Source organism: Marinilactibacillus sp. 15R, assembly GCF_001895285.1.
Lineage (GTDB): Bacteria > Bacillota > Bacilli > Lactobacillales > Carnobacteriaceae_A > Marinilactibacillus > Marinilactibacillus piezotolerans.
The window spans coordinates 1,527,299-1,552,657 of the sequence record NZ_CP017761.1 but is presented as its reverse complement, the minus strand read 5'-3'; the positions used below and the strand labels follow the sequence as shown (position 1 = coordinate 1,552,657).

The 25,359-nt window shown below is 33.8% G+C and carries 24 protein-coding genes and 1 pseudogene; 5 read left to right on the top strand and 20 right to left on the bottom strand.

Features of this window, described 5'->3' with window-relative positions; translation table 11 throughout:
• Window positions 1-270: 270 nt before the first annotated feature.
• Window positions 271-2,538: an ATP-dependent Clp protease ATP-binding subunit gene (locus BKP56_RS07685; RefSeq protein WP_072694520.1), complete on the top strand. Its 2,268-nt coding sequence runs from the start codon at window positions 271-273 to the stop codon at window positions 2,536-2,538.
• 115 nt (window positions 2,539-2,653) lie between these two features.
• Here the strand turns inward: BKP56_RS07685 and BKP56_RS07680 are convergent, their stop codons facing one another.
• Together BKP56_RS07680 and BKP56_RS07675 are read right to left on the bottom strand one after the other, a co-directional pair.
• The gene (locus tag BKP56_RS07680; RefSeq protein ID WP_072694519.1) at window positions 2,654-4,252 is read right to left on the bottom strand and encodes a peptide chain release factor 3; all 1,599 of its coding nucleotides are present in this window, start codon (window positions 4,250-4,252) and stop codon (window positions 2,654-2,656) included.
• A 71-nt stretch (window positions 4,253-4,323) separates the two neighbouring features.
• Window positions 4,324-5,415, bottom strand: a complete 1,092-nt coding sequence (locus BKP56_RS07675; RefSeq protein ID WP_083540514.1) for an AI-2E family transporter — start codon at window positions 5,413-5,415, stop codon at window positions 4,324-4,326.
• 146 nt (window positions 5,416-5,561) lie between these two features.
• Between BKP56_RS07675 and BKP56_RS07670 the strand changes: the two genes are divergently transcribed.
• Entirely contained in the window at window positions 5,562-5,993 is a 432-nt protein-coding gene (locus tag BKP56_RS07670; protein WP_072694518.1) for a GNAT family N-acetyltransferase, read from the top strand.
• A gap of 47 nt (window positions 5,994-6,040) precedes the next feature.
• On the opposite strand, the gene BKP56_RS07665 is transcribed toward BKP56_RS07670, so the two are convergent.
• Genes BKP56_RS07665 through BKP56_RS07645 form a run of 5 tightly spaced genes read right to left on the bottom strand, consistent with a single transcriptional unit; the run spans window position 6,041 to window position 9,695 of the window.
• The gene (locus BKP56_RS07665) at window positions 6,041-6,283 is read right to left on the bottom strand and encodes a DUF3006 family protein (protein WP_072694517.1); all 243 of its coding nucleotides are present in this window, start codon (window positions 6,281-6,283) and stop codon (window positions 6,041-6,043) included.
• A gap of 59 nt (window positions 6,284-6,342) precedes the next feature.
• Window positions 6,343-7,341 (bottom strand): ComEC/Rec2 family competence protein, encoded by a 999-nt coding sequence (locus BKP56_RS07660; RefSeq protein WP_072694516.1) that lies wholly within the window; start codon window positions 7,339-7,341, stop codon window positions 6,343-6,345.
• Window positions 7,342-8,262, bottom strand: coding sequence for an RluA family pseudouridine synthase (locus BKP56_RS07655; RefSeq protein ID WP_232226861.1), 921 nt, complete (start codon window positions 8,260-8,262; stop codon window positions 7,342-7,344).
• Entirely contained in the window at window positions 8,225-9,037 is an 813-nt protein-coding gene (locus BKP56_RS07650) for an NAD kinase (RefSeq protein WP_072696076.1), read from the bottom strand. The genes BKP56_RS07655 and BKP56_RS07650 overlap by 38 nt, the downstream gene beginning before the upstream one ends.
• Before the next feature lie 4 nt (window positions 9,038-9,041).
• Window positions 9,042-9,695 carry a GTP pyrophosphokinase gene (locus tag BKP56_RS07645; RefSeq protein ID WP_072694514.1) on the bottom strand — a complete coding sequence of 218 codons (654 nt, stop codon included), beginning with the start codon at window positions 9,693-9,695 and terminating at the stop codon, window positions 9,042-9,044.
• Window positions 9,696-9,796: 101 nt separating this feature from the next.
• Here BKP56_RS07645 and BKP56_RS07640 point away from each other — a divergent pair, with 101 nt between their 5' ends.
• Both BKP56_RS07640 and BKP56_RS07635 read left to right on the top strand, forming a co-directional pair.
• Window positions 9,797-10,393, top strand: coding sequence for a CYTH domain-containing protein (locus BKP56_RS07640; protein ID WP_072694513.1), 597 nt, complete (start codon window positions 9,797-9,799; stop codon window positions 10,391-10,393).
• Between the two features lie 218 nt (window positions 10,394-10,611).
• Window positions 10,612-11,241, top strand: a complete 630-nt coding sequence (locus BKP56_RS07635) for a DsbA family protein (RefSeq protein WP_072694512.1) — start codon at window positions 10,612-10,614, stop codon at window positions 11,239-11,241.
• Between the two features lie 49 nt (window positions 11,242-11,290).
• On the opposite strand, the gene pepF is transcribed toward BKP56_RS07635, so the two are convergent.
• The 9 genes and pseudogenes from pepF to BKP56_RS07590 all read right to left on the bottom strand — a co-directional run bounded on the left by pepF (window position 11,291) and on the right by BKP56_RS07590 (window position 20,453).
• Complete coding sequence (pepF, locus tag BKP56_RS07630; protein ID WP_072694511.1) at window positions 11,291-13,108, bottom strand: oligoendopeptidase F; 1,818 nt, start codon at window positions 13,106-13,108, stop codon at window positions 11,291-11,293.
• A gap of 44 nt (window positions 13,109-13,152) precedes the next feature.
• A complete protein-coding gene (locus tag BKP56_RS14245) occupies window positions 13,153-13,713 on the bottom strand; it encodes a hypothetical protein (RefSeq protein WP_442914831.1) in 561 nt (186 codons plus the stop codon).
• 99 nt (window positions 13,714-13,812) lie between these two features.
• Window positions 13,813-14,342: pseudogene (locus BKP56_RS14240) on the bottom strand (competence protein CoiA); the annotation flags it as partial.
• Window positions 14,343-14,437: 95 nt separating this feature from the next.
• Complete coding sequence (locus tag BKP56_RS07615; RefSeq protein WP_072694508.1) at window positions 14,438-15,097, bottom strand: adaptor protein MecA; 660 nt, start codon at window positions 15,095-15,097, stop codon at window positions 14,438-14,440.
• Window positions 15,098-15,387: 290 nt separating this feature from the next.
• A complete protein-coding gene (gene spxA / locus BKP56_RS07610; protein ID WP_072694507.1) occupies window positions 15,388-15,795 on the bottom strand; it encodes a transcriptional regulator SpxA in 408 nt (135 codons plus the stop codon).
• Between the two features lie 396 nt (window positions 15,796-16,191).
• Complete coding sequence (locus BKP56_RS07605) at window positions 16,192-17,211, bottom strand: lipoate--protein ligase (RefSeq protein WP_072694506.1); 1,020 nt, start codon at window positions 17,209-17,211, stop codon at window positions 16,192-16,194.
• Between the two features lie 14 nt (window positions 17,212-17,225).
• On the bottom strand, window positions 17,226-17,969 hold the full coding sequence (locus BKP56_RS07600; protein WP_072694505.1) for an MBL fold metallo-hydrolase: 744 nt from the start codon (window positions 17,967-17,969) through the stop codon (window positions 17,226-17,228).
• Window positions 17,970-18,077: 108 nt separating this feature from the next.
• Entirely contained in the window at window positions 18,078-19,484 is a 1,407-nt protein-coding gene (hemG, locus tag BKP56_RS07595) for a protoporphyrinogen oxidase (protein ID WP_072694504.1), read from the bottom strand.
• Window positions 19,485-19,916: 432 nt separating this feature from the next.
• Entirely contained in the window at window positions 19,917-20,453 is a 537-nt protein-coding gene (locus tag BKP56_RS07590; RefSeq protein ID WP_072694503.1) for a GNAT family N-acetyltransferase, read from the bottom strand.
• Window positions 20,454-20,621: 168 nt separating this feature from the next.
• Here BKP56_RS07590 and BKP56_RS07585 point away from each other — a divergent pair, with 168 nt between their 5' ends.
• The gene (locus BKP56_RS07585) at window positions 20,622-21,728 is read left to right on the top strand and encodes an IS4 family transposase (RefSeq protein WP_072693882.1); all 1,107 of its coding nucleotides are present in this window, start codon (window positions 20,622-20,624) and stop codon (window positions 21,726-21,728) included.
• 233 nt (window positions 21,729-21,961) lie between these two features.
• Here BKP56_RS07585 and rplT read toward each other — a convergent pair whose 3' ends face one another.
• The 4 genes from rplT to thrS form a co-directional block, all read right to left on the bottom strand.
• Window positions 21,962-22,321, bottom strand: coding sequence for a 50S ribosomal protein L20 (gene rplT, locus BKP56_RS07580; protein WP_072694502.1), 360 nt, complete (start codon window positions 22,319-22,321; stop codon window positions 21,962-21,964).
• A 55-nt stretch (window positions 22,322-22,376) separates the two neighbouring features.
• Complete coding sequence (rpmI, locus tag BKP56_RS07575; RefSeq protein WP_072694501.1) at window positions 22,377-22,577, bottom strand: 50S ribosomal protein L35; 201 nt, start codon at window positions 22,575-22,577, stop codon at window positions 22,377-22,379.
• A gap of 26 nt (window positions 22,578-22,603) precedes the next feature.
• A complete protein-coding gene (gene infC / locus BKP56_RS07570; RefSeq protein ID WP_072694500.1) occupies window positions 22,604-23,107 on the bottom strand; it encodes a translation initiation factor IF-3 in 504 nt (167 codons plus the stop codon).
• Window positions 23,108-23,398: 291 nt separating this feature from the next.
• The gene (gene thrS, locus BKP56_RS07565; RefSeq protein WP_072694499.1) at window positions 23,399-25,327 is read right to left on the bottom strand and encodes a threonine--tRNA ligase; all 1,929 of its coding nucleotides are present in this window, start codon (window positions 25,325-25,327) and stop codon (window positions 23,399-23,401) included.
• Between the last annotated feature and the right edge of the window lie 32 nt (window positions 25,328-25,359).

Genomic DNA, 25,359 nt, shown 5'->3' with positions numbered 1-25,359 from the left:
TCATTATTCACCTTTCTTCCTATACAGATTACCATTTTTCTGATAACCCTACAACTATTTTTTACTATTTCGAGGTATTTATCACTTGAAAGGCAAAATAGGTCAGAGTATAATAAGAATTAGCAATAGGTCAAATTTGGTCAAAACAACTTTATGTAGATGTTTCTTTGTAAAATATTGTTTAAAATAGTTGTTTTCAACTGACCTTTTGCAGATAGACTAGTATAATAAAACTAGATAATAGAACTAAAAGAAAGGTTGTGCAGCAGCATGATATGTCAAAGATGTATGCAACGCAATGCAACTATTCATTTAACCACAAGTATCAATGGGAGAAATCGTGAAATTGACTTATGTCAGAAATGTTATAGAGAAATCAGACAACAAGAGGAGCAAGGTAGAATGAATCAAGGAAATGCTCAAGACCCATTTGGTTTTGGAAACTTTGATGATCTCTTTAGAGCAATCTCTCAAGGCAACACTCAAAATCCTAATCAGCAGACTCCACCAAACCAGGCATTCCGAGGAAATGGTCAACAGCCACCTCGCAACAACGCTTCAGGAAGAGGCGGCTTGCTTGGAGAATATGGTGTAGATCTAACACAAATGGCTAAAGAAGGGAAAATTGACCCTGTCATTGGCCGAGATAAAGAAATAGAAAGAGTTATCGAAATCTTAAATCGTCGTACAAAAAACAACCCTGTTTTAACTGGAGAAGCAGGTGTTGGTAAAACTGCTATCGTAGAAGGTTTGGCTCTTAAAATTGTAAATGATGAAGTTCCACAAAAATTATTGAATAAAGAAGTAATTCGCTTAGATGTTGCTTCTCTCGTTCAAGGAACAGGTATAAGAGGACAATTCGAGGAACGCATGCAGCAATTGATAAAAGAATTGCGTGAAAATGATTCTATTATTCTGTTTATTGATGAAGTTCATGAATTAGTGGGCGCCGGCACTGCTGAAGGTAGCAGTATGGATGCTGGAAATATTTTAAAACCTGCTCTTGCACGTGGGGAACTGCAAATGGTTGGCGCTACGACTTTGAATGAATACAGAAAGATCGAAAAAGATCCTGCACTCGAAAGACGTTTGCAGCCAGTTAGAGTCAATGAGCCGACTCCAGAAGAAACCATTACAATATTAAAAGGGATTCAAAAACAATATGAAGATTATCACCATGTTCACTACACTGATAAAGCAATACAAAGTGCAGTGGAATTATCTCATCGTTATATTCAAGATCGTTTCTTACCCGATAAAGCGATTGATTTACTCGATGAAGCTGGATCTAAGAAAAATTTGACCATCCGTACAGTAGACCCAGCAGTAATCAAACAAAAAATAGATGAAGCTGAAAAGCAAAAACAAGCAGCATTACAACAAGAAGATTATGAAAAAGCAGCATTTTACCGTGATCAAGTAACTAAGCATAAAGAAATGCTGGATCAGCAAACACCCGATTCAGATTTACCTGAAATCTCAGAAAAAGATATGGTTCATATCATCGAGCAAAAAACAGGTATTCCTGTTGGAGAATTAAAAGAAAAAGAACAAGAACAATTACGAGACTTAGATCAGTCTCTGCGTAATCATGTAATTGGACAAGATGATGCTGTTGAAAAAGTAGCTAAGGCGATTCGTAGAAATCGTATTGGCCTAAGACAGAAAAATCGTCCAATCGGCTCTTTTCTTTTCGTAGGTCCTACAGGTGTTGGTAAAACTGAATTAGCTAAAACTTTAGCGCTTGAATTATTCGGTAGTAAAGACTCATACGTCCGCTTGGATATGAGTGAATATATGGAAAAACACAGTACTTCTAAACTAATAGGCTCTCCTCCAGGTTACGTTGGATATGATGAAGCTGGGCAATTAACTGAAAAAATCCGCCGCAATCCATACAGCTTGATTTTAGTTGATGAAGTGGAAAAAGCCCATCCTGATGTACTGCACATGTTCTTACAGATTTTGGATGATGGAAGATTAACTGATGCACAAGGTCGTACAGTTAATTTCAAAGAAACAATTATTATCATGACAAGTAATGCCGGAACAACAAACGTTGAATCAAGCGTAGGATTTGGAGCACAATTAAGTGGAAAACAACATTCACTACTCAATAACCTTGGTGAATTCTTTAAACCAGAATTCTTGAATCGTCTAGATGGTATTGTGGAATTCCATTCTTTATCAAAAGAACATCTTATGGAAATCGTTTCGTTAATGTTAGAAGAAATCAATGATGCATTGAAACAACATAATATAACAGTAACAGTCGATGATAAAGCTAAAGAAAAACTAGTAGATTTAGGATATGATCCTAAAATGGGAGCCCGTCCACTTCGTAGAGTAATCGAAGAACAAATCGAAGATAAAGTTGCGGAGTACTACTTGAACCATCCGGGCGCAAGTAATATCAAGGCAACAGTAAATGATGATGATGCCATAGTTATTGAAAAAGTGGCTGCATCTCAAGAATCAGTTGCTGAAGATAAATACGACAATCCAATAGATAAGAATCAAAGTTCTTCAGAAGAATAAAAGTAAATCCCTTATAATGGACAAATAAAAAAGCACATGAGACTTACTGACCAATTACTTGGTTAATGAGCTCCATGTGTTTTTTACATAAACATAATAAATATATTGTAACTTTTTATAGAAGTGATGTTAATTCAACATCTGGATATTTATCGCTGAACCAGCGCTCTGCAAATTGATTTTCAAACAAGAATAAAGGTCTATCAAATCTGTCTCTAACCAGCATGTTACGACTTGATCCCATATTTTCGTCCAATTGTTCCGGATTAATCCAGCGAGCAATTCGACTGCCTATTGAGGTCATGACAACTTCTGAATTATATTCATTCAGCATACGATGCTGGAAAACTTCAAATTGCAATTGTCCTACCGCGCCAATGATGTACGTTTCAGTATGGTAGGTTTTGTATAGCTGAATAGCACCTTCTTGAACTAATTGATTAATTCCTTTATGGAAAGATTTTTGCTTCATAACATTTTTCGGTTCTACTTTAATAAATAATTCTGGTGTAAATTGTGGCAAGCTTTCAAATTCAATCGCCTGCTTTCCTTCGTAGATTGTATCTCCAATCTGGAAGTTGCCAGTATCATATAACCCGATGATATCTCCTGCTACGGCCCCTTTAACAGATTCTCTATTCTCAGCCATAAATTGTGTGGAATTTGACAATTTCATTTTTTTATCTGTCCTAGTTAGAGTAACATCAATTCCTCTTTCAAAGTCTCCAGAACAAATTCGTACAAACGCAATACGATCACGATGTTTTGGGTCCATATTTGCTTGAATTTTAAAGACAAAGCCAGAAAACTCTTCTTTATTAGGTGAAACCTTTCTACCGTCTATATCAATATGTTCAGTCGGTGCTGGAGCAAACTGTAAAAATGTCTCCAGAAAAGTCTGAACGCCAAAGTTAGTCAATGCAGATCCAAAAAATACAGGTGTCAATTCACCATCCAATATTGCTTTCTCAGAAAAATCATTTCCCGCTTCTTTCAATAGCATTGCTTCTTCTAATACTTGGTCGTACAGACTTTCTTGTTTTAGTTGATGCTCTCCTTCAATTGAGCCCTCTTCATTTAAAGGTATAAAACGTTCTCCATGATTTGATTCATCAGGGCGAAACATTTCAATGCGGTTATGATACAAATCATATAATCCCAGGAAATTTTTCCCTGATCCGATCGGCCAGTTCATTGGGTATGCATCAATTTCAAGAACTTCTTCAAGTTCTTCTACTAATTCTAATGGTTCTCTTCCGTCTCGATCTAACTTATTCATAAATGTGAAGATTGGTATCCCACGCATACGACAAACTTTAAATAATTTTTTAGTTTGTTCTTCAATCCCTTTTGCGCTATCTACTACCATAACAGCAGCATCTACTGCCATTAAGGTACGGTATGTGTCCTCAGAAAAATCCTCATGTCCGGGTGTATCTAATATGTTGATTCTTTTTCCATCATAATCAAACTGCATTACGGAACTGGTAACGGAAATCCCTCTTTGCTTCTCAATTTCCATCCAGTCTGACTTTGCAAATTTACCTGACTTTTTAGCTTTTACAGTACCGGCTTGCCTGATTGCTCCACCGAATAAAAGCAATTGTTCAGTTATTGTCGTTTTACCAGCATCCGGATGTGAAATAATAGCAAATGTTCTTCTTGACTCTACTTCTTTTTTCAATTGTTTGTTTTCTTTTGTTTCGTTTGTCATAATAACTTCCTTTATTTATAATTATTTCCTTCTAATCAAACAGTTCTCTTGCTCGTATCACAGGTTTTCAGCTAAGATAACGTAATTTTCTTTTCTTTTTTGATTTTTATAACGTAAACAACAATCGTTTTAATAATTGCAAATACAGGAACCCCAATTAACATTCCGAGTAATCCGGCAATATCTGCTGATGCCAATAATATCAATATAACTGTAAGAGGATGTATCGAAAGTGATTTTCCTACTAAAAATGGAGTGAATAAATTACCATCTAATTGTTGTACAATCAATACAAAGACTGCTGCTAATACTGCTTTTGCAGGAGAGTCAATCAACCCAACTACAATTGCAGGTGCTGCTCCTAAAAATGGACCCACGTATGGGATGAAATTAGTAATTGCAGCAAACACAGAGAGTAAAAATGCAGACGGAAAATCAGCTATAGTATACATGACAAAAAGAATAATTCCAACAAGTAATGAAGCCATTCCTTTTCCACTAATATAGCTGGCTATCGTTTCATTGATTTGAAGCGCTAACTCCTTGGCATTCTTTTTAAAATGTTCAGGGCTGATTTTTTCAATATAACTAGGGAATCTATGGCCATCATATAGCATATAAAATAAAATAACAGGTACCGTGATAAATAAAAATAAAAATTGAGTTAAGCTTTGGATTACACCACCTACACTCGTTACCATACCATCTAAAAATCCAGTGCCCAAATTACGTAACCACGTATCTATATTAAAAAGAATTGCATCAAAATCGACTTGTTCCATCCATGACTCTTCTGACAGTTTCCGAAAATAAAAATCAAGTTCGTTAATAAATTGAGGTATACCAGAAATAAGCAGACTTGTCTGCTCTACTAACATTGGAATACCTCTTAGAATTGTGAGAACAACTATCCCCACAAGCAATACCATTACTAGAGATACTCCATATATTCTTTTCACTCTTATTTTTTCAAGTAATTTAACAATAGGGTTTAATAAATAAAATAGAAAGCCCGCTATCAATAAAGGCATAAATAATGAAGTTAAGATAGCTAATAGAGGATTTAAAATGAAATCTATCTGTTGAAGAATGAATATTAACAATGCTACTGCTAAAAACCATACAGTCCAGAACATTATTTTTGAATTTTGCCAATTTATCACTTACATTTCTCCTCTACCATTTATTGACTACATCCTATTATATGACAGCTACTACTTAAATTAAAGAGGCAGTTATCACGATTAATTGACGAAAATACAAATTTAATGATAAAATTATAAAAATCTAGACAGGGGGAGAATAATTTATGGAATTTTTATGGACCGAAGATATATCAAGTGAGGTATACAAAGATGCTATACACATTAGAAAAGAGGTATTTGTAAAAGAACAGCATATAGAACCGGAACTAGAAATTGATGACCTTGAAGACCAAACATTTCATCTCGTAGGCTATATCAATTCAGTTCCATCTGCTACAGCTAGAATTTACGAAAAAGCACCTCATATATTCAAAATTCAGAGAGTAGCCGTTATTAGAGATGCAAGAAAAACTGGTTCTGGAAAAAAACTGATGGAAGAATTAGAACAGTATATTCGCTCCAAAGATGCAGAAATTATGATATTAGACTCTCAAGATCAAGCTATTCCTTTCTATGAAAAATCCGGATTTTCTGTAGAAGGTGAAGGTTTTATGGACGCTGGTATTCCTCATCACAGAATGGTTAAGAAAATTTAAGCAAAAAAAGTATTGTACTTATCAAACACTGTTCAATGAATAATTGTTCAGTGTTTTCTTTTTAGCAATCTTTGTCTTTTTTCCTTGTTAGCCTGGAATCTTTTTTTTGTCTCTGATCGTAGTATTTTCACAGATACTTCGGCATCTTTATCAGATTGTTCTATCTCTAAAACATCCCCAATTTTACAGCCTTTAGGTAACATTTCTTTTCTAACAATGATTTCATCACTTTTACTATCAGGGACCAATTTAGCCAGATTATTTTCTAAAGATTCAAAAACTACTTTCATAGCTACCACCTTGTCTGATTACATATTTAGAACCTTCTAGATAATAGATAGTTAAACATTCACTCATTTTTTTCTACTTCTATATCCAACTTGTCAGATCCATTCAACTTTACAGTAATTGTTCCATTATTAATCGTATTATAAAGAGGAATGTCGTTTTGCTCTATACGCTCCAAGGTCTCTTCATGTGGGTGACCGTAAGTATTATCTGCCCCCGCTTGTATGACTCCAACTCGCGGATTTGTAGCATCCAGCCATTCATTACTAGTACTATCATGAGATCCATGATGTCCGATTAAAAGAATATCCGTTTTCAAATCATAGTACTGTTTAATTAATCGATTCTCAACATTAGAAGAAACATCTCCTGTTATTGTAGTTCTGACACCGTCTAATGTTGTTCTTGTGACGATAGATTCTTCATTCTGGTCATCTGTTTCAGCTGTTTTGAATGGGCTGAAAACTTCAACTTTAAAAGGGCCAACAATTTTTTCTTCATTCGCTTTCGGTTCATGATAAAGTGTATCTGATTCTTCTATAGCATCTAATACATCTTCATAAATCTTCGTAGTATGGTCAACACCATTCATCCAAACTTCATTTACTTTATAATAATCAAGAACTAAATCCCCATTACCTATGTGATCTGCATCGTTATGTGTAAAAATCAAAAGATCGATTGTTCCGCCAGTACCTATATACTGATCCAGATACTTGATAATTTTTTTATCAGGATCATCATATCTACCTGTATCTATCAAGATGTTCGTTCCATCGTTAGCTTGCATTAAGGTAGAGGAGCCCTGGCCCACATCAAAAAAATGGATTGTTCCTTCAATATCTTGTACTTTACCAGTTGTTTGACTACCCAAATTTGAAAAAACAGAAGCTACATCGGTTCTCATATTTTCAAATTTACGTGAAAAGTAATCGATATTGTAAGAATCATCTCCGAAAAACAGCCCCATTAAAAAAGCAACACCTAATAGTAGTGTTGTGAAAACAAGCTGTATGCGTTGTTGTTTTTGTTTTTTAGTTAATTTTTTCTTTCTAACCATTTATTTACCTCGCAGTGCTTCGATCAGTTCATTTAAATCATTTGGAAGTGGTGCATATACCTGTAGCAACTGTTCAGTGAACGGATGTTTGAATGTTAATTCACTACAATGAAGTGCCTGTCTATAGAAATATCCACTCTTTTCTCCGTACAAATCATCTCCTAATAAAGGGCAGTCAATATGAGAAAAATGCACTCTGATCTGATGGGTTCGACCAGTGTGTAACTTCACTTTGACTAACGTAGCATTGTTAAACCTTTCTTCTACCCAGTATTCTGTTAACGAAGGTTTTCCATCTATTCTCACTTTTCGTGTAATAATTGAATCCGTTGTCCGTCCTATGGGCGCCTCAATAAAACTATGATTTTCAGTCATCACATCAGAAATGATCGCTTGATAAAGCTTTTCAACTTCTTGCTTTCTCATATTTTGGTCAATCATTGAATGAGCAAGTGCATTCTTAGCAAAAATCATTGCCCCTGAAGTGTCTCTATCAAGTCTAGTTACCACATGCACGGTTTTATGCATGTATTGTTTTTTTTCAATATATCCCCTGATTCTATTAGCCATTGTATCTTCTCGATGTGTTGAAGAAGGAACGGATGCTACTCCGGCTGGTTTATTTACAATTAGGTAATATTCATCCTCAAACAAAATATCTAAAGATTTTTCAGATGGTTTCAAATGAGGATTAGCAGGCTCTATCGGTATGGACATTCGAATAGTATCTCCAGCATTCAGAGTATGTCTTACCCTCACCTCTTCGCCATTTACTTGCAGCTGACCACCGCTGAATTTTACTTTCGCAAGCATTTTTTTCGATACTTTCTTTTCTTTTAAAAAGGCTTTTAATGTTCTTGGTTCAGTTTCTTTGTATTTCCATTCAATGATCATTTCTTTTTCTCGCTCCCAAAAATGCATCTTCTACACGATTCCAGAAATGAGTATGCTGGTAACGGGCAAACCGAATTCGCTCATCAGCGATTTTAAATCTTAGTTCAGCAACTTCTGATTCAGTAGTCACTACTTGGTCTATTGTAAAAACGAAATCTGCCGTATCAATAGGAATAATTTTGATCCATTCATCAGGTGCTATGACCATGGGAGAGCTCAAAGTACGAAATACACGATTGTTTAATGAAGCCATTTCCGTCAACTGAAGAGCTTCCAGCCGAGGATGTAATACTGCACCACCAATGGATTTATTATAGCCAGTAGATCCAGTAGGAGTTGAGATACACAATCCATCACCACGAAAACGCTCAAATTGTTCATCTCTAATGTAAACATCACAAACTAAAGTTCCATCAACCCGCTTGATTGTAGATTCATTAAGCGCAAGAAAATGCGCAGGTGCTGTTTTGTTCTTGAAATAAATCTCAACGTCTAATAATGGATACTGTACAAATTCTCCATTGTCTTTCTTTAGGCTTTCAATCAACTCACCAATATTATATTCGCGCCAATCCGTATAAAAACCTAAGTGCCCCGTATGGACTCCAATAAAACGAACATGATTTAAAATGTGAGCGTAGCGATGAAAAGCGGATAATAGTGTTCCATCTCCGCCAACAGAAATGACAATCGTAGGATTTTTCTGATCAATAACAAACTGATTTTCTTCCAGCATTGCACGTAGTTTCTTATATACTTTATTTGATTCTCCAGTTGAATTGTATACGATTGCTACTCTCACTATACTATTCCTTCCACTTATTTCTTTCAATTGACGATTTACCATCTTTAAACCTGAAATTACTCTGTGCTTCCTTTATTTCTTCTCTTATAGTCGACATTTCTTCATCTAATTGAAATGCAGATTCCGCAGCTTTTTGAAGCCTTAAGTTAATTTCATGCGGAAATTCACCTTGATATTTATAATTCAATGAGTGTTCAATTGATGCCCAAAAATTCATTGCCAAAGTTCTAATCTGTATTTCAACTAAAATATATTTTACTTCATCAATCAATTGTACAGGGTATTCACAGATCAAGTGATAAGACCGGTATCCACTATCTTTTTTATGAGTTACATAGTCTTTTTCTTGAACCACTTTAAAATCATGACGATTTTTCAGAAGATCCACCACATCATAAATATCTTCTACAAACGGACACATGATGCGAATACCTGCTAAATCCTCCATATCCGTTTCCAACTTTTCCAAAGAAATATTTCTAGTTCTAGATTTCAACAAGATACTGTTAACAGGTTTCACACGACCTGTCACAAATTCAATCGGTCCATGTTGTTTGCTAAGTTGGTAAGATGTTCTAATCCCTTTAAGTTTTACTTTCAATTCATTCACTGTTTGAGTATATGGAAGTAAAAATAATTCCCAGTCTCTATCCATTAATATTACCTTCTTTTCATTTCCTTCTTTCATTCTTATCGAATCTATTGTACCATATTTATGGATAAAACCGTAATAGAGACCCCGGAATGAGGATAGCTATGGATCAGAATATCGAAATTGAATTTAAAAACTTATTAACAGAAAAAGAATATATGGATTTATTTAAAGGTTTAAATTTAAAAACTCAAAATATTTTTTCTCAAGAAAATATCTACTTTGACACAATAAACTTTGACTTAAAAAAGAAAAAATTGGCCTTACGAATCAGAATAAAAAACACCCATGCTGAAATCACTTTGAAATCTCCGCATAAAGAACACTTACTTGAAACAAATATAGCAATAAGTTTATTAGAAGCTCAGCAAATTATAAAAAGCAATGCATATTATACTTCAGATAGTATCGCTGATATTTTAAGATCATATGGTCTGGATACTAACATTCCTCTAAAAATTTTTGCAAATTTAAGAACTGAACGCATCGAACAAAAAAATAATAATAGTATTATTGTACTAGATAAAAATTACTACGCTAACCAAGTTGATTATGAATTAGAAGTAGAAAGTTCAAGTGCAGAAGAAGGAAATCAGCTTATTGATGATTTAATGAAAAACTACGAAATCCCTAAGCGAAAAACACCAAACAAAATTATGCGTGCTTTTAATGCAATACATTCAAAAGATACTGAAGTCTGAAAATAAGGATGCAATTGTGACGAATTTGTCACATACCAATAAATTTTATGACAAAATCTATGCAGATGATTATTAATATTTTCTCGTCTTTGTTAATCTAGTAAATGTAAAGAGGAATCACAGAAGTTATCCTAAATTTATATATTACTAATTGGACAAACTATTAAGTATTGTAGACAGCAAATTAACAAAATAAATTATTGTAAGGTGAGTATAGAATGGCATTAAATAATATTATAGAAATTTTTTTATTCATTAATCCTTTAGGGGCAAATAGTTTTGATGCAGAAGAAACTATAGAAGCTTTTTCTAAAGAAAGAGATGAAAGAGTAAAAATCAGCTTTGTACCCCTTTTAAATTTTAATTCAGTGAAAAAACAACTTTTAAATGAGAAGGCTGTACAAACTTCAATTGAAAATCGTAATAAGATGTACACTGACTCTTTTAATGCTAGTTTAGCTTTTGCCGCTGCTTCTATGCAAGGCAAAAAGAAAGCAAGAAAATTTTTAATGACTCTTCAGAAAAACATTATCGAAAATAACAATACTTTTTCTAAATCATTAGTCTTAAAAAGTGCACAAGCAGCTAAATTAGATATTGAAATGTTTGAAGAAGATTTTAATTCTGATTTAGTTAAAACAGCTTTTACTAAAGATCAGAAATTAGCTCAAGAAATGTCTGTACAAGATACACCTGCTTGTGTTTTATTCACTCGAAATGGTGAAGAATATGGATACCGTATTGATTCTATTATATCTAAACAATTATTACATGGATTATGTTCAAATAATTCACTGACTTCTGAGATGTCAGAGATAAAAAATAAATATAAATTCCAGACCGTTTAATTATTAAAAAGAAAAAGCCCACAAGAGGGCTTTTTCTTTTTGTATTTAATTAGAGATTTAAATCTTTTAGAGTATCTTCAAATTCGTTCAATCTTTCTTCAAAAACTTTCATAGCCTTCATAATATAGTCTTTATTAGTCATATCAACACCAGCTTTTTTCATTACCTCAATTGGAAAATCACTACTTCCTGCTTTCAAATAATTTAAATATTTTTCCAGAGTGTCATCTTCTCCATTCAAAATATTATCTGCTAAAGCAGTGGCAGCGCAAAAACCTGTAGAATACTGATAAACATAATAATTATAATAAAAATGTGGAATTCGAGCCCATTCATACTGAATCTCAGAATCTTTTTCTACAGCTTCACCATAATACTTACTGTTGATTTCTGCATAATTTTTGTTCAAATAATCTGCAGTCAAAGGTATTCCTTTTGCCGCTTCTTCATGCATGAAATGTTCAAATTCTGCAAATTGAGTTTGACGGAAGACCGTTCCTTTAAACCCGTCAAGATAGTGATTTAATACATAAGCACGTGCTTTAGGATCTTCAGTCGTTTTCAGTAAATAATCAGTTAGAATATTTTCATTTGTTGTAGAAGCTATTTCTGCTAAGAATATTGAATAATCGCCATAAACAAACGGTTGATTTCCACGCGTAAAATAACTGTGCGCACTATGCCCAAGTTCATGTACTAGGGTATATAAGTGATTAAGAGAATCATGCCAGTTTAATAAGATATACGGGTTAGTATCATAATCTCCTGATGAATATGCACCACTGCGCTTTCCTTTATTTTCCACAACATCGATCCAACGATCGTTAAAAGCTGTCTCTAATACTTTTTTATATTCAGAACCAAGTGGAGCAAGACCTTTTAGCGTTTCTTGTTTTGCTTCTTCATAGGTGTATTTTAAACTTGCTTCCCCTGTTATCGGAGTATATAAATCGTACATGTGCAATTCATTAACATTCAAGAGCTTTTTGCGCAATTCCATATAACGATGCAGTAAAGGTAAATGTTCATTAACAACATCAATCAGTGTTTCATGAACAGATTCGGGAATATGATTAGCAGAGAGCGCTCTTTCTCGAGCGGAATTAAACTTGTGTACTGATGCTTGATAGTTATGATTTTTCACATTTGCAGATAAAGTACTGGCAAATGTATTTTTTAATCCTTCATAGATTTCGTACATTTTTCGGAACGCTTCTGATCTGACTTCTCTATTTGTGCTTTCTAATAACTGACCATACATTCCATGAGAAAGCTGAACTTCTTCTCCGTGTTCCCCTTTCACTTTAGGAAAAGTTAAGTCCGCATTGTTTAACACACTAAAAGTCTGGCTAGAAGCTGTCAAAATATCATTGGCTCCAGCTAATAATGCTTCCATTTCTGCGGATAAGACATGCTCTCGATTCGCAGTTAGCTGATCAATATAATGTTTGTAAACAGTCAATTCTTCTTTTTCTTCGAAATATCCTTTTAATTTATCTTCTGATAAAGACAATAGCTCTGGTTCAAACCAAGAAGTTGCTTCTCCGGCTTTAGTAGCTAGTAAACGAGCGCGGTCATTCATTGCCTGATAAGTACCATTAGATGTATCTTGATCATTTTTCAAGTGAGAATATACATATACTGATCCAAATGAGCGAAAAACATCAAGAATAGATTCAAGTGCTTTTAAAAAATCCTCTGCTCCATTTGCTAGTGTTCCTTGTAAGCTTGAAACATTTCTAACCTTTTCCTCAGCTTCTTTAATGGCATTCTCCCATTCTTCATCTGACTTAAAAATTACAGTCAAATCCCATGTTAATTCTTTTGAAACTTCTTCACGTTTTGGTAAAGATTTTACTTCTGACATTGAAGCCCCTCCTAATATAAACTATAAAATAATGATAACACAATTTAAAATTCATTAGAATATACAATATATTTTGACTGTTCATTATTTGAAGACTTTATTGATGAGCTTTTTCTTAGTGTTTCTAGCTTCACTGCTTCACTCTTAAAACGTTCTGCTCGTTTTCGTACACTCCATTTGTTTTTTCGAATCAATTTTATAATATGATGTTGAGCTAACACCTCCATGTATTCATAAAATATCATTTTGCTATTATTTTCAATAATTAACGGCATTCTATAACATCTAATCTTCTCTTCTATTGTGAGCTGTTCAATAAATCTATTAAGTTTTTTTATGGTAATTACTTGACCGATCCGATGACTTTCTATCCACTTTAGCAAATAATATTTCCATTGAAAAGTTAACGTTTCTATAAGCCATTCATGCTCTACCGGTATATAAAGTTCTACTGGCATGTTAAGTAATGTTTCATTGTCTAAATATAATTCCTGACAAAATTGACGAATTTTAGGATCAGAATAATGTGCGGCTCTCATTAAATTAAAGTGTATCTCTTTTAAATCAAAAAACAGCTTATCTGTAGCTGGAATCGGTTTTTCCATTGTGCTTCCTTCTACTAAGTCAATTAAATAACTTAATTCTACAGTTAACGAATTATAATGCCACTTTTTACCATAAGATCTCTTGATATGACTTAATATCTGAAGACTTCGATTCTTTGTGGAATAGTGCATTATATAAAAGGAAAGTACTGGATGTACTCGAATAAAACTTTTCTGTAAGTTCGTAACACTAGGACCTGGTTTTAGGTTATTACCTAAGATCCAAAATACTTCATATCCACTTGATTGATAATTATTTGTTCTTTCAATCACTTTTTCTACTGGAATTGGGCTACACTGATATTCAATTACAATTTTTTTTTACTCTCTATGAGTATATCTGGTCTCTGATTTAAATTTTTTAAATATGCTTCTAACTTTACCATATACCCCTTTTTCTTGAAAAAGTTATAAATAGCTAGTTTTCCTTCCAGATGTTCTCTGGTTTCTCCTTCCGAAAATACCTTACAAGCTTCTTTAGGATGATGTGAAAAATGTGGAATCTTACTTTCACCTTTCTTAAGAAAAACTCTTTTCTCACAGCCTGGACATCTTAAACCTTTAAGCAGCGGTGCTTTACTATCACTAGCTTGTATATATTCATTAGTCTGCGTCAGTGCAATTATCATTTTCACCATTCCTTTCTATTATTAATACTGTTTTATTAAATAAAAAACAATCAAAAAAGACCACAGAACTATAAGCTCTGTGGTCATAAAGATTCTTATTTAAAATAGTGTCTAATCAATTCCAAGGCACTGTTATCCATGATTACTTCTGCATATTCATCTAATACTTCTGAAGAAATTCTGCTTTTTTCACCAAACTCAAGAATGTGGGCTATTTCTTCTTCCATCGTTCTTATAACCATTTCTTCTACAAAAAATACAACGTGCAAGTAATACTGATCTTTATATTTGTATAAAGTAGATGCTCCACTTTCTAAAGAAAACTCTTGAGCCATCATAATTACCTGTTCAAAAGTTCGAAACACAAAAATCACTTCTCGAGATTTAACATCCTGAGCTTTTAAATACTCTTCTAATCCATCTGGTTTAACATTTTGAGATAACTTTTCATTCAACATTCTCACAGGATCCATTGCTGAATCATCATCCATCTCATCATTTAATTCTTCTTTAAATTGAGCACCCTTACTGATAAAGAGCTCTAAGCCATTATTATTTGGCATAACTTGAAAAGTAACAGCATCGGATTCTTGAAACTCTTCGTCTATATCCACTTCTTCAAGAATGCTGTAAAAAAAACTTTCGATTTGTTTTTGGTTTCCTAACAAATCAAGAAAGGTAATGCCTCTTTCTTCGAGGTCCCTGTTTTCTATTTTCACACGGATCGTATCATCATTGATATGTTCGATTTCCATCTTTCTAGCACCTCATTCCTTTAATCAGTGTTAGGCATATATATTAGTTTATAGTGTTTGCCGAATCGTAGGATTAATTTAAACATTATTCTAACTACATATCTTCATTGTAAATGTTTTATTAAAAAAATAAAGCTTAAACGCTGAATCATTAAGAGCCTACGCTCTTGCTATTATACAAAATGGAAGAAACGAATACAAGCGAATGATTCACATAAAATAAAAAAAGATTCGACGGTTCAAAACCAAGTCGAATCTTATAACAAATTTTTAATGTACTTAAACCATTACTAGCTATTGGAAAGTGCAACTAATCTTTGGGCTCTTTGTAATTCTAAGGCTCTTACTTCTCTAGGAATAAACTGACGAATTTCATCTTCGTTATATCCGATCTGCATACGTTTTTCATCGAGTACAATTGGTCTACGTAATAAACTTGGCGTATCTTGAATTAATGTATATAACTCTTTTAGTGACAGTTCATCAATATCAATATTTAATTGTTGAAAAGCTTTAGAGCGTGTTGAAATAATTTCTTCCGTTCCCTCTTCTGTCATTCGCATAATTGATTTAATTTCTTGGATACTAATTGGAGTTGACGCAATATTTCTTTCTTCATAAGGGATCCCGTATTCTTCTAACCATGCTTTTGCTTTCCTGCATGACGCACAACTCGGCGATGTAAATAATGTGACCATTATGTATTGCTCCCTTCAATTTCTGTATATTAGTAGTTTGTTTTCTTGCTTGTTGACTACATTTATAACTATAAACGAATTGTGAACACTTGTAAACCCCTTTTGTCATTTTTTTGTCAAATATTATATTACTTTTATGTAATAATTATGTAAAAAACATTAAAAACGTTGACATTAATGCATTTTCCATAAAACTCTTTGTTGCATATTAAAATCTTTTTTATTTATAACAATTACAATCTAGATAGTTATTTGTCACATCCTTTTTTATTTTCTGTATTTAAATCTCTGTAATTCTTTATTTATATAATGCTTTCTTTGAAGATATAATTTGTATTTATTCATTTACAGCAAAAAATCACTGCACTTTTATGCAGTGATTTTTGATGTTAACTTTCAATAAAATAGTTGAACTAATTCATCTACGCTAACTTGTCCGAAATATTTATTTATATCTACTTCTTCGAAAGTATCTCGTATTGATTTTTCTTCATAGGTTTTTCCGATCAATTTACTTTCGACATCTGAAATTTCTCCTAATCCAAAGAAATCCCCATATATCTTCAGGTCTTTAATAATCCCTCTATTGACATTCATTTTCACTTCAACTGTGCCTACAGATAGTCGTTCGCTGCGCTCTAAATCAAATTTAGGAGATTTTCCATAATTCCAATCCCAGTTAGCTGTATATTTTTCAGCAAACTTATCAATTTTTTCCCAGTCTTCCTCTGTTAGTTTATACTCTTTGACTTCTGATGTATCATCAACATGAAATATATTCAACAAAAGCTTTTCTTTAAAATTTTTAGCGTTCATGTATTGATACTCGTCACTTAGATACGGTTTAATATTTGTTACACGACTTCTAATAGATTTTATACCCTTAGACTCTAACTTATGCTTTTTGGGTCTTAACGCTCCTACGACTGCTTCAATTTCGGAATCAAACATCAACGTTCCATGAGCTGTTAATCTACCATTTTTTGAGTACATTGCATTTCCAGAGAACTTTTTATCGTCAATAACTAGATCATTGCGTCCTCTTAGCTCAGCTCCTTCTACACCCATTTTATGAAGGGCATCGATAACTGGAGAAGTAAATTTTTTGAAATCTCTAAAGGAATTTCCATCATCTTTAGTCAAGAAACAAAAACATAATACCCCTAAATCATGATAAACTGCTCCTCCTCCAGAAAAGCGTCTAACTACAGTTACGTCATGTTCATTTACGTAATCAGTATTAACTTCCTCAAAGGTATTCTGATTTTTACCAACAATGATTGAATTATCATTAATATAAAAAAGTAAAAGCGGTTCGTCTAACTCAATTTCATTTAAAAGATAGTATTCAATAGCAAGATTAATCCTTGCATCATGAATCTCCTGCCCATTTCTTTCGTTTTTAACATAATACATTTGCACTACTCCTTTTATACTATTAGTTCTAAGTTTTTTTCTGCTAAAATCGTTTTTGTCTTAGGTGCCTCTTCAGCTGCTTCTCTTCTTAACTTCTGTAGATCCCCTTTTTGTGGCAGATGACTTAAAACTAGCGTTTTCACATTTGCTTTATTTGCTATCCGTCCACACTCTTTTGAGGTCATATGCACTGAATGATTTTCCATTCCTTTAAAAAAATTAGAATCTGCAATTAAAAGATCAGCATTTTCTGCTAAAGGAATCAACTCTTCAATAAAACCAGAATCTGCTGTAAAGACCATAACTTTACCCGTTTTCCTTTCAATAATCCTAAACGCATAGCAAGGTACTGGATGCAGCGTTTTTAAATGGAGAATATCAAAAGGACCGATTGATATTTGTTTTTCTTTAGTATAGTCAATTCCCTGACTCACTTCATCCATAGTTGTTTTTAAAAATGACTGTTTATCATCACTGTGTCCATAAATCGGCAAAATAGAAGCTCGATTTCCATCTTCATCTCTTTTTAACTGTCTAGTAAATTGTAGTACACCTAAATCAGCAATATGGTCATGGTGGTAGTGTGTAAGCAGTACTGAATCTAACTCTAGTGGATCAAGATGATGTTCCAATGCTAATAATGATCCACTTCCTGCATCAAGTAGTAAATGATATCCTTCAGATTCCAGTAAGTATGAACTAGTACCAGTATCTCTAGTCGGATAACCACCATAGTAGCCTAATATGATTACTCTCATTTTTGATCTTCCTTTCCTATTTATTCTAGAATACTCCAGATTAAAATAAAAAAACAGCTAAAACTATAGAATACTTATAGTTTAGCTGTTATACATATATATTCTCAATCAATATAAACCATTTTGTTTTTTTAGATGTGCAATTACTTTTTCACTAACTTCATTTCCCTGTTCTATACAACTATTAATTCCAAATCCATTAACTCCGTTACCCGCCAGATAGATACCAGGATAATCAGTTCTGATGGCATCAAGCAACCTTGGCCTTTCATCCTGGAATTTAAATGAAGATTTAAGATAGGAATTTGTCCATCTTTTTACAACATGAAAAATCGGTTCTGCCGAAATTCCTAGTATTCTTTCAAGGTCCTTGAGTAGTAACTCTTCAATCTGTTTATTGCTTAGAGAAAGCATAATTTCTTCGTTTCCACGTCCAAAATAGACACCTATCAACTCTTCTTCTTTATTTTCTAAGCTTTTCCACTTCTTATTCAACCAAACGATACTTGAAATATGAGAATCATTTCTTCTAGAACATAAAACACCATTTCCTTGAGGTTCATCTTTTATTGCACCTTTTGGAAAACTGAACATAGAAAATCCCACAGAAGTCGTTTTGATATCTTTAAAATAATCAATTAATTCAGGGTCATTAAACAGTTCTTTATAAACACTAGGATCAGTAGCTACGACCACCGCCCCGACTCTTACTTGTTCTTTATGGTTGATATCTAAAATATACGTACCTTCGATACTCTTTTTGATTTCTGTTACTTTTTTAGAAAAAAGAACATGCTCATTAACTTCTTCCAGCAGTGCAGTAGTCAATGTTTCTAATCCCTGTTTAAATGATATTTGATTTCCAGTACCGTCTAAAAGATTCGGATTTGCTTCTATAGCTTTCGTTAGATCTCCATACTCTTGTTCTAATTCAACTATCTGCTTATTTAGAACTTCAATACTCGTTGATTCCATATCAGTCACATAGATTTTTGAAAAATAAGGTTCTGCAACATATTCTGTTAATTCCGTTCCTATTCTTTTAGTGAGGTATTCCATTACACTCGTTTTATCATGAACCTCAGTGTCAGACAGATAAGTATCTTTAAGGTAGGTTATTTTACCTTGAAAAGATAGAATATCATACTTCCATATGTCAGATCGTTTAGAAGGAATTCCATTATAAGATGGATTGTCAATATGATAAAGTTTATTAAAGGCGTAGATATCTTGCTTGCCATTTTGACTATGTGTCATTTCTTTCTGAAGATCTAATTCTTTTATCAAATCTAACGTATGATCCGTTCTAATATCGATAGATTCTGCTCCGATATCTACAAAGTCTTCTCCCATTTTCATGGTATGTATCTTTCCGCCTGAACGGATAGATCCTTCTAAGACTAAAAGCTCTAATGGTAAATTTTCTTCTTTAATAATTTTTTTCAAACGATATGCTGCCGTAAGACCTGTAATACCGGTACCTATAACGGCTATTCTCTTCTTTGATCTTTTCATTGCCTCATACCTTCCGTATACATATAAGGGAGTCTCTATTTCTAAATTATCCTGTATAAAGGTTTTCTAAATCATTTTAATGCGCTTATAATGATATCCAAAGCATATCTTTTGCTTGTTTTAAATAAATATTAGTAGACTAAAACAAACTTACATATTTATACATGTAAGGCTTTATAAATATACAATATTGTATTTAATAACTTTAAGGTTTTGTAGGTAACTCCAACTGCCAAAATGCTGATCATTTGATTTTAAGGAGATTACTACAAGTATTCACATTATATCATGGATTTATGACTAATATCTGTTTTTTTTAAAAATTAATTTACGCATCTCTAATTTACTTAGGGCGTATATTATTCAATTTTTCACCTGTTTTATACAAAGATTTTTTATCCTTAATATATTGAAAATCATGGAATAGATCAACTACTTACTTAATTGAAAATAATAATAAATATCCGCTTTTCCTTTCAGGTTAGTAAAATGATAATTTTGCGTATTTAGACCACCAATTTCAAATCCATATTTTATGTAAAATCGATTAGCAATTAAATTATTAGATTGGGCAATAGTTGATATCCCTTTATATCCTTTTTCAGCAATGATTTCTCTCGAAAAATCTAAAATTTTACTGGCGATTCCCTGATTTCTATATGGATTACTTACTTTTAAATCACTTAGGTAAACGTAGCTATTCCATTGGTATTCAAATATAGCTAATCCTATACATCGATCTTTATCATATGCTCCGATAGAAAAACCATTTTTTATTACTGTGTCATATGAATAATTCTCTTCTGGAAATACCATTTCTGTAATTTGCTCAAACTCATTTTCAGTGTATAACCAATGACCATCAACTCTTGCCACGATCAATTCACCAATAATTTCAAATGATTCATTTTTCAGACTCAAACTTTTTTCATTATCTTTATCGACAACTTTTATTTCTATATTTTTCATCTTCGTCTCCAATTTTATTTTATTGAAAGTAACAAGCATAAATGCATAACATTATATATTTCTATACACTAGTGTTGCATTAAATAATTTAACTGTTTCAACACATAAAAAAGTCCTTTATAATGGGGTTGGATGACTTATCCAAGACCAAAACAAAGGACTTATAGCATGGATAAGTATAAAACAAAAATGACCATAAATAAATGGTTTTCGTACATTTCTTTAGAAAAATTAAGTGAAACGTCTCGACAGGTTATCGGTCAGTTTAATCGCTATTCAAAAAAGTTAACGTTTAAGAAAGTACTGAAACTCTTTCTCTATGCGATTAATGATGAAACCGATAGCCTACGGCATTTGGATCAACAGTTGGTCAACCCAAAATTAAAAAAAGTGATGGGTATTGAGTCTATTAGCTATTCTCAATTGTCACGTGCCCTGCGAAAGATGGAACCCTCCGTATTGATGGATATTTTCACGCAATTACTTTCACTGGTTCATGAAAAAACAGCGGTGCAATCAAAAGAAAGAGTGTTCTTAATTGATTCGTCCACTTTTTCACTGAATAAAACGCGGTATCCCTGGGGCACGTTTCGCCCGACTAAGTCGGGAATCAAACTGCACTTAAAAGTCTGTCATATGAAAGAAGGATGGGTGCACCCTGAACAATTCGAACTGTCCAATGCCTCTGAACACGACCATGATCACTTGAACGTCTTTATTAATGAGAAACGGGCGACCTATGTTTTTGATCGCGGGTATCTGGATTTCACTCAGTTTGATCAAATGAACTGGGAGGGCTACTTTTTCGTCTCCCGCATTAAAAAGAATACAGCCGTTCATGTTCAAGCGCACTTGGAAGTGTCTCATGAATCAGGGATTATCAGTGACCAATTGGTTCAGCTGGGCAAATCGACCTACCTGACGGGGTTGTTTCGTTTAATAACGATTGAACGTAAGCATCGATCGAATCTGCGTATCCTGACGAACCGAATGGATCTTTCAGCAGAGGACATCGGAAAAATGTATCAATCAAGATGGCAGATCGAGTTGTTTTTCAAGCATATCAAACAACATTTGACCATTAAAACGTACTATTCACAGTCTGAACAAGGTGTAGAGAATCAGGTGATTCTTGCGATGATAGTCTACTTATTGACGTTACTGATGAAACTTGAATTAAGGTTGAAATCAAGCCTCTTCACAATTTTGAGACAAATCAGAGCGTTACAGTATGAACCGTTTGAGTGTTTCAAAGCATCGTTCGCACCTGGTTAAGTGAAAGAAAGTGCAAATAGACTAAGCGACAACTGAATAACCCTAAAAATTTCTGGAAAAAGTCATCCCTTGCGCCAGCAATTGACTTTTTTGGAAATTTTAATGAAAACTACTTGTGATTAAAGTAACAATGTATAAAAATCATTTATTCTAAGTTTTATGCAACACTAGTGATTTCTATATAAAAATATCCTCGTTTAATTAAACGAGGATATTTTGTATATTATTAAAAACTATTTAGATAATGCTTCTTTAGCTTGTTCAGCTAATGTAGTAAATGCTGCTGCATCGCTCACTGCTAATTCAGCTAACATTTTACGGTTCATATCGATTTCAGCAAGTTTAAGTCCGTGCATGAATTTTGAGTAGCTTAAACCGTTCATACGTGCCGCAGCGTTAATACGTGCAATCCATAATCTACGGAAGTTACGTTTATTTTGTTTACGGTCTCTATATGCATATTGATATGATTTCATTACTTGTTGTTTTGCAACTTTGAACAAGCGATGCTTTGCTCCGTAGTACCCTTTAGCTAACTTCAAGACGCGATTACGACGTCTACGAGTAACTACTCCACCTTTAACTCGTGCCATTCTTCATTTCCTCCTTGGTTGCGCTTTTGAAAGAGAAAAAGCGCTCGTACAATTCTTATTTCATTTTAGCAAGTTGTTGTCTAATACGTTTAAAGTCACTGTGTGAAACCATTGCAGATTTACGTAAGTGACGTTTTTGTTTTTGAGATTTATTTGCAAACATGTGACTACGTTTTGCGTGGCTACGTTTCAGTTTGCCAGAACCTGTTCTTTTAAAACGTTTTGCTGAACCTTTATGTGTTTTTTGCTTAGGCATTATTGTCTTCCTCCTACACTTTTGTCTTATTTCTCAGATGTCGGTGCAAGCATTAAGAACATGCTACGGCCATCCATTTTAGCTTTCGATTCGACTTGTGAAATGTCAGACGCTTCTTCCGCCATACGTTCTAATACTTCACGTCCAATTTCCTTGTGAGTAATCGCACGTCCACGGAATCGAATAGATACTTTCACTTTATCGCCTTTTTCCAAAAATTTACGAGCGTTACGCAATTTCGTATTGAAATCGTGATCATCAATAGTTGGACTCAAGCGAATCTCTTTGACGTTAACGACTTTCTGATTCTTTCTTGCTTCACGTTCTTTCTTTTGTAATTCGTAGCGATATTTACCATAATCCATAACACGAGCCACTGGTGGTTTAGCATTTGGTGCAACTAGAACTAAATCTAAATTGGCATCTTCAGCTAACCTCATTGCCTCGTTGCGTTGGATTACCCCAATCTGTTCACCGTCTTTGCCGATCAAACGTACTTCTTTTGCACGAATACGATCGTTGACAATCATGTCTTTTGCTATGGTGGTTCACCTCCAAAATATTTGCGAGAAAGCACGGCAGAAAAAAAGAGGAGACTTTTTAATAAAAGCCCCCTCTTTATCTCCGCTATCAGAGAATGAATTGCTTCATCCAGTCTGATACTCAAAGCAACACTCGGTTACTCTGAATTATATACGTTCGATATCTGCCCTAGGATTTAAATCCTAAAGGCGAGAAGCGGGCGCTTCTGCTTCGTTTTCTCAACTCTTATATAATACCAGAATATCAATAGTATGTCAATACATACTTAATTATTTAATTTATTTTACTGATTCTGATAAAATCCGAGAGATGAATTCTGCTTTAGGATAAGTGTTTGTTTCTTTTTCACCATATTTACGAACACTTACACTATTACTTTCAACTTCACTATCGCCAACAATAATTTGATAAGGAATTTTAAGTGTTTGAGCGTGTCGGATCTTATAGCCCATTTTTTCATTGCGATTATCAATTTCAACACGTAAGCCTTTTGCCGCTAATTCTTCATTTAGTTCATTGGCATAATCAGCATGGATATCTAAATTAACTGGGATAATTTTTGCTTGTACAGGAGCCAACCATGTCGGGAATGCACCTTTGTATCTTTCTATCAGATAAGCAACAAACCGTTCCATTGTTGAAACTACACCACGATGGATTACAACAGGTCTATGTGTATCCTGTCCATCTTCACCCACATAAGTTAGATCAAATCTTTCTGGTAATAAGAAATCCAGCTGTACAGTAGATAATGTTTCTTCAATTCCAAGAGCAGTTTTTACTTGAACGTCTAGTTTTGGACCATAAAACGCAGCTTCTCCAATGGCTTCAAAGTATTCAAGCCCCATTTCATCAAGTGTCTCCTTTAACATAGACTGAGCTTTATTCCACATTGCATCATCATCAAAATATTTCTCAGTATTTTCAGGATCACGGTAGCTCAGACGGAATCGATAGTCTTTAATATCAAAGTCATCATAAACAGCCAACATTAACTCAATCACGCGACGAAATTCTTCTTTGATTTGATCTGGTCTAACGAATACATGCGCATCATTTAATGTCATCTCACGAACGCGCTGCAAACCTGACAAAGCCCCGCTTTTTTCATAGCGATGCATCTGACCTAATTCTGCTATTCTGATTGGTAGATCACGGTAACTTCTTACATCATTTTTGAAGACCATCATATGATGCGGACAATTCATCGGACGTAGGACTAGCATTTCTCCATCACCCATATCCATTGGTGGAAACATATCTTCATGATAATGATCCCAGTGTCCTGATTTCTTATAAAAGTCAACGTTCGCCATGATTGGCGTATAGACATGCTGATAGCCCATACTAATTTCTTTATCTGTAATATAGCGCTCGATCACACGGCGAATCGTTGCTCCTTTAGGTAACCAAAATGGAAGACCTGATCCTACTTCTGGTGAAAGCATAAAGATATCTAATTCTTTACCTAATTTACGGTGATCTCGTTCTTTTGCTTCTTCACGCATTTTCAAGAATTCTTTCAACGCTTTCTTATCAAAGAATGCTGTACCGTAAATCCGCTGCATCATTTTATTATCAGAGTTGCCTCTCCAATAAGCACCTGCTAATGAAAGTAATTTGAAGACTTGAATACGGCCAGTTGAAGGAACATGAACACCTCTGCACAGATCCGCAAATTCTCCCTGCTCATAGATAGAGATTACTTCGTCTTCAGGTAAGTCAGTAATCAATTCAACTTTATAAGGATCATTTTTAAATAAATCAAGTGCTTCTTCTCTAGAAATTTCTTTACGAACAATGGGTAAATTTTCTTTAACGATTGCCATCATTTCTTTTTCGATTTTTTCCAAGTCTTCTTCAACAATTGGCTGTTCTGAATCAGTGTCATAATAAAATCCCGTGTCAATTGCCGGACCTACTCCAAATTTCACATCTGGATATAGTCTTTTGATTGCTTGAGCCATTAAGTGGGCTGTTGAGTGTCTTAATACTTCAAGAGCATTTTCATGATCAGGTGTAACGATCTCCAATTCCCCGTCTTCCTTTAAAGGTTGATTATAATCAACTAACTCCCCATTCCACTTTCCAGCCAGTCCCTTTTTTTCAAGTGACTTTGCGATACTGCTCGCTATATCTTTTGGAGTTGCACCTGATTCTACTTCTTTTATAGAACCATCTGGTAGTTTAACTGTTATTTCTGACATTGAATTTCCTCCTAGTTATAATGTGATTTCAT

Bases quoted from the DNA above. Each gene is read 5' to 3' on its own strand.
- BKP56_RS07615 (WP_072694508.1), bottom strand. From the start codon at position 15,097: ATGGAAATCGAACATATCAATGATGATACGATCCGTGTGAAAATAGAA.
- hemG (WP_072694504.1), bottom strand. From the start codon at position 19,484: ATGAAAAGATCAAAGAAGAGAATAGCCGTTATAGGTACCGGTATTACA.
- infC (WP_072694500.1), bottom strand. From the start codon at position 23,107: ATGATTGTCAACGATCGTATTCGTGCAAAAGAAGTACGTTTGATCGGC.
- BKP56_RS07585 (WP_072693882.1), top strand. From the start codon at position 20,622: ATGGATAAGTATAAAACAAAAATGACCATAAATAAATGGTTTTCGTAC.
- rpmI (WP_072694501.1), bottom strand. From the start codon at position 22,577: ATGCCTAAGCAAAAAACACATAAAGGTTCAGCAAAACGTTTTAAAAGA.
- BKP56_RS14245 (WP_442914831.1), bottom strand. From the start codon at position 13,713: ATGGAAAAACCGATTCCAGCTACAGATAAGCTGTTTTTTGATTTAAAA.
- BKP56_RS07640 (WP_072694513.1), top strand. From the start codon at position 9,797: ATGGATCAGAATATCGAAATTGAATTTAAAAACTTATTAACAGAAAAA.
- spxA (WP_072694507.1), bottom strand. From the start codon at position 15,795: ATGGTCACATTATTTACATCGCCGAGTTGTGCGTCATGCAGGAAAGCA.
- BKP56_RS07590 (WP_072694503.1), bottom strand. From the start codon at position 20,453: ATGAAAAATATAGAAATAAAAGTTGTCGATAAAGATAATGAAAAAAGT.
- BKP56_RS07665 (WP_072694517.1), bottom strand. From the start codon at position 6,283: ATGAAAGTAGTTTTTGAATCTTTAGAAAATAATCTGGCTAAATTGGTC.
- BKP56_RS07680 (WP_072694519.1), bottom strand. From the start codon at position 4,252: ATGACAAACGAAACAAAAGAAAACAAACAATTGAAAAAAGAAGTAGAG.
- BKP56_RS07685 (WP_072694520.1), top strand. From the start codon at position 271: ATGATATGTCAAAGATGTATGCAACGCAATGCAACTATTCATTTAACC.
- pepF (WP_072694511.1), bottom strand. From the start codon at position 13,108: ATGTCAGAAGTAAAATCTTTACCAAAACGTGAAGAAGTTTCAAAAGAA.
- BKP56_RS07635 (WP_072694512.1), top strand. From the start codon at position 10,612: ATGGCATTAAATAATATTATAGAAATTTTTTTATTCATTAATCCTTTA.
- BKP56_RS07670 (WP_072694518.1), top strand. From the start codon at position 5,562: ATGGAATTTTTATGGACCGAAGATATATCAAGTGAGGTATACAAAGAT.
- rplT (WP_072694502.1), bottom strand. From the start codon at position 22,321: ATGGCACGAGTTAAAGGTGGAGTAGTTACTCGTAGACGTCGTAATCGC.
- BKP56_RS07600 (WP_072694505.1), bottom strand. From the start codon at position 17,969: ATGAGAGTAATCATATTAGGCTACTATGGTGGTTATCCGACTAGAGAT.
- BKP56_RS07660 (WP_072694516.1), bottom strand. From the start codon at position 7,341: ATGGTTAGAAAGAAAAAATTAACTAAAAAACAAAAACAACAACGCATA.
- BKP56_RS07605 (WP_072694506.1), bottom strand. From the start codon at position 17,211: ATGTATTATGTTAAAAACGAAAGAAATGGGCAGGAGATTCATGATGCA.
- thrS (WP_072694499.1), bottom strand. From the start codon at position 25,327: ATGTCAGAAATAACAGTTAAACTACCAGATGGTTCTATAAAAGAAGTA.
- BKP56_RS07645 (WP_072694514.1), bottom strand. From the start codon at position 9,695: ATGGATAGAGACTGGGAATTATTTTTACTTCCATATACTCAAACAGTG.
- BKP56_RS07655 (WP_232226861.1), bottom strand. From the start codon at position 8,262: ATGCATTTTTGGGAGCGAGAAAAAGAAATGATCATTGAATGGAAATAC.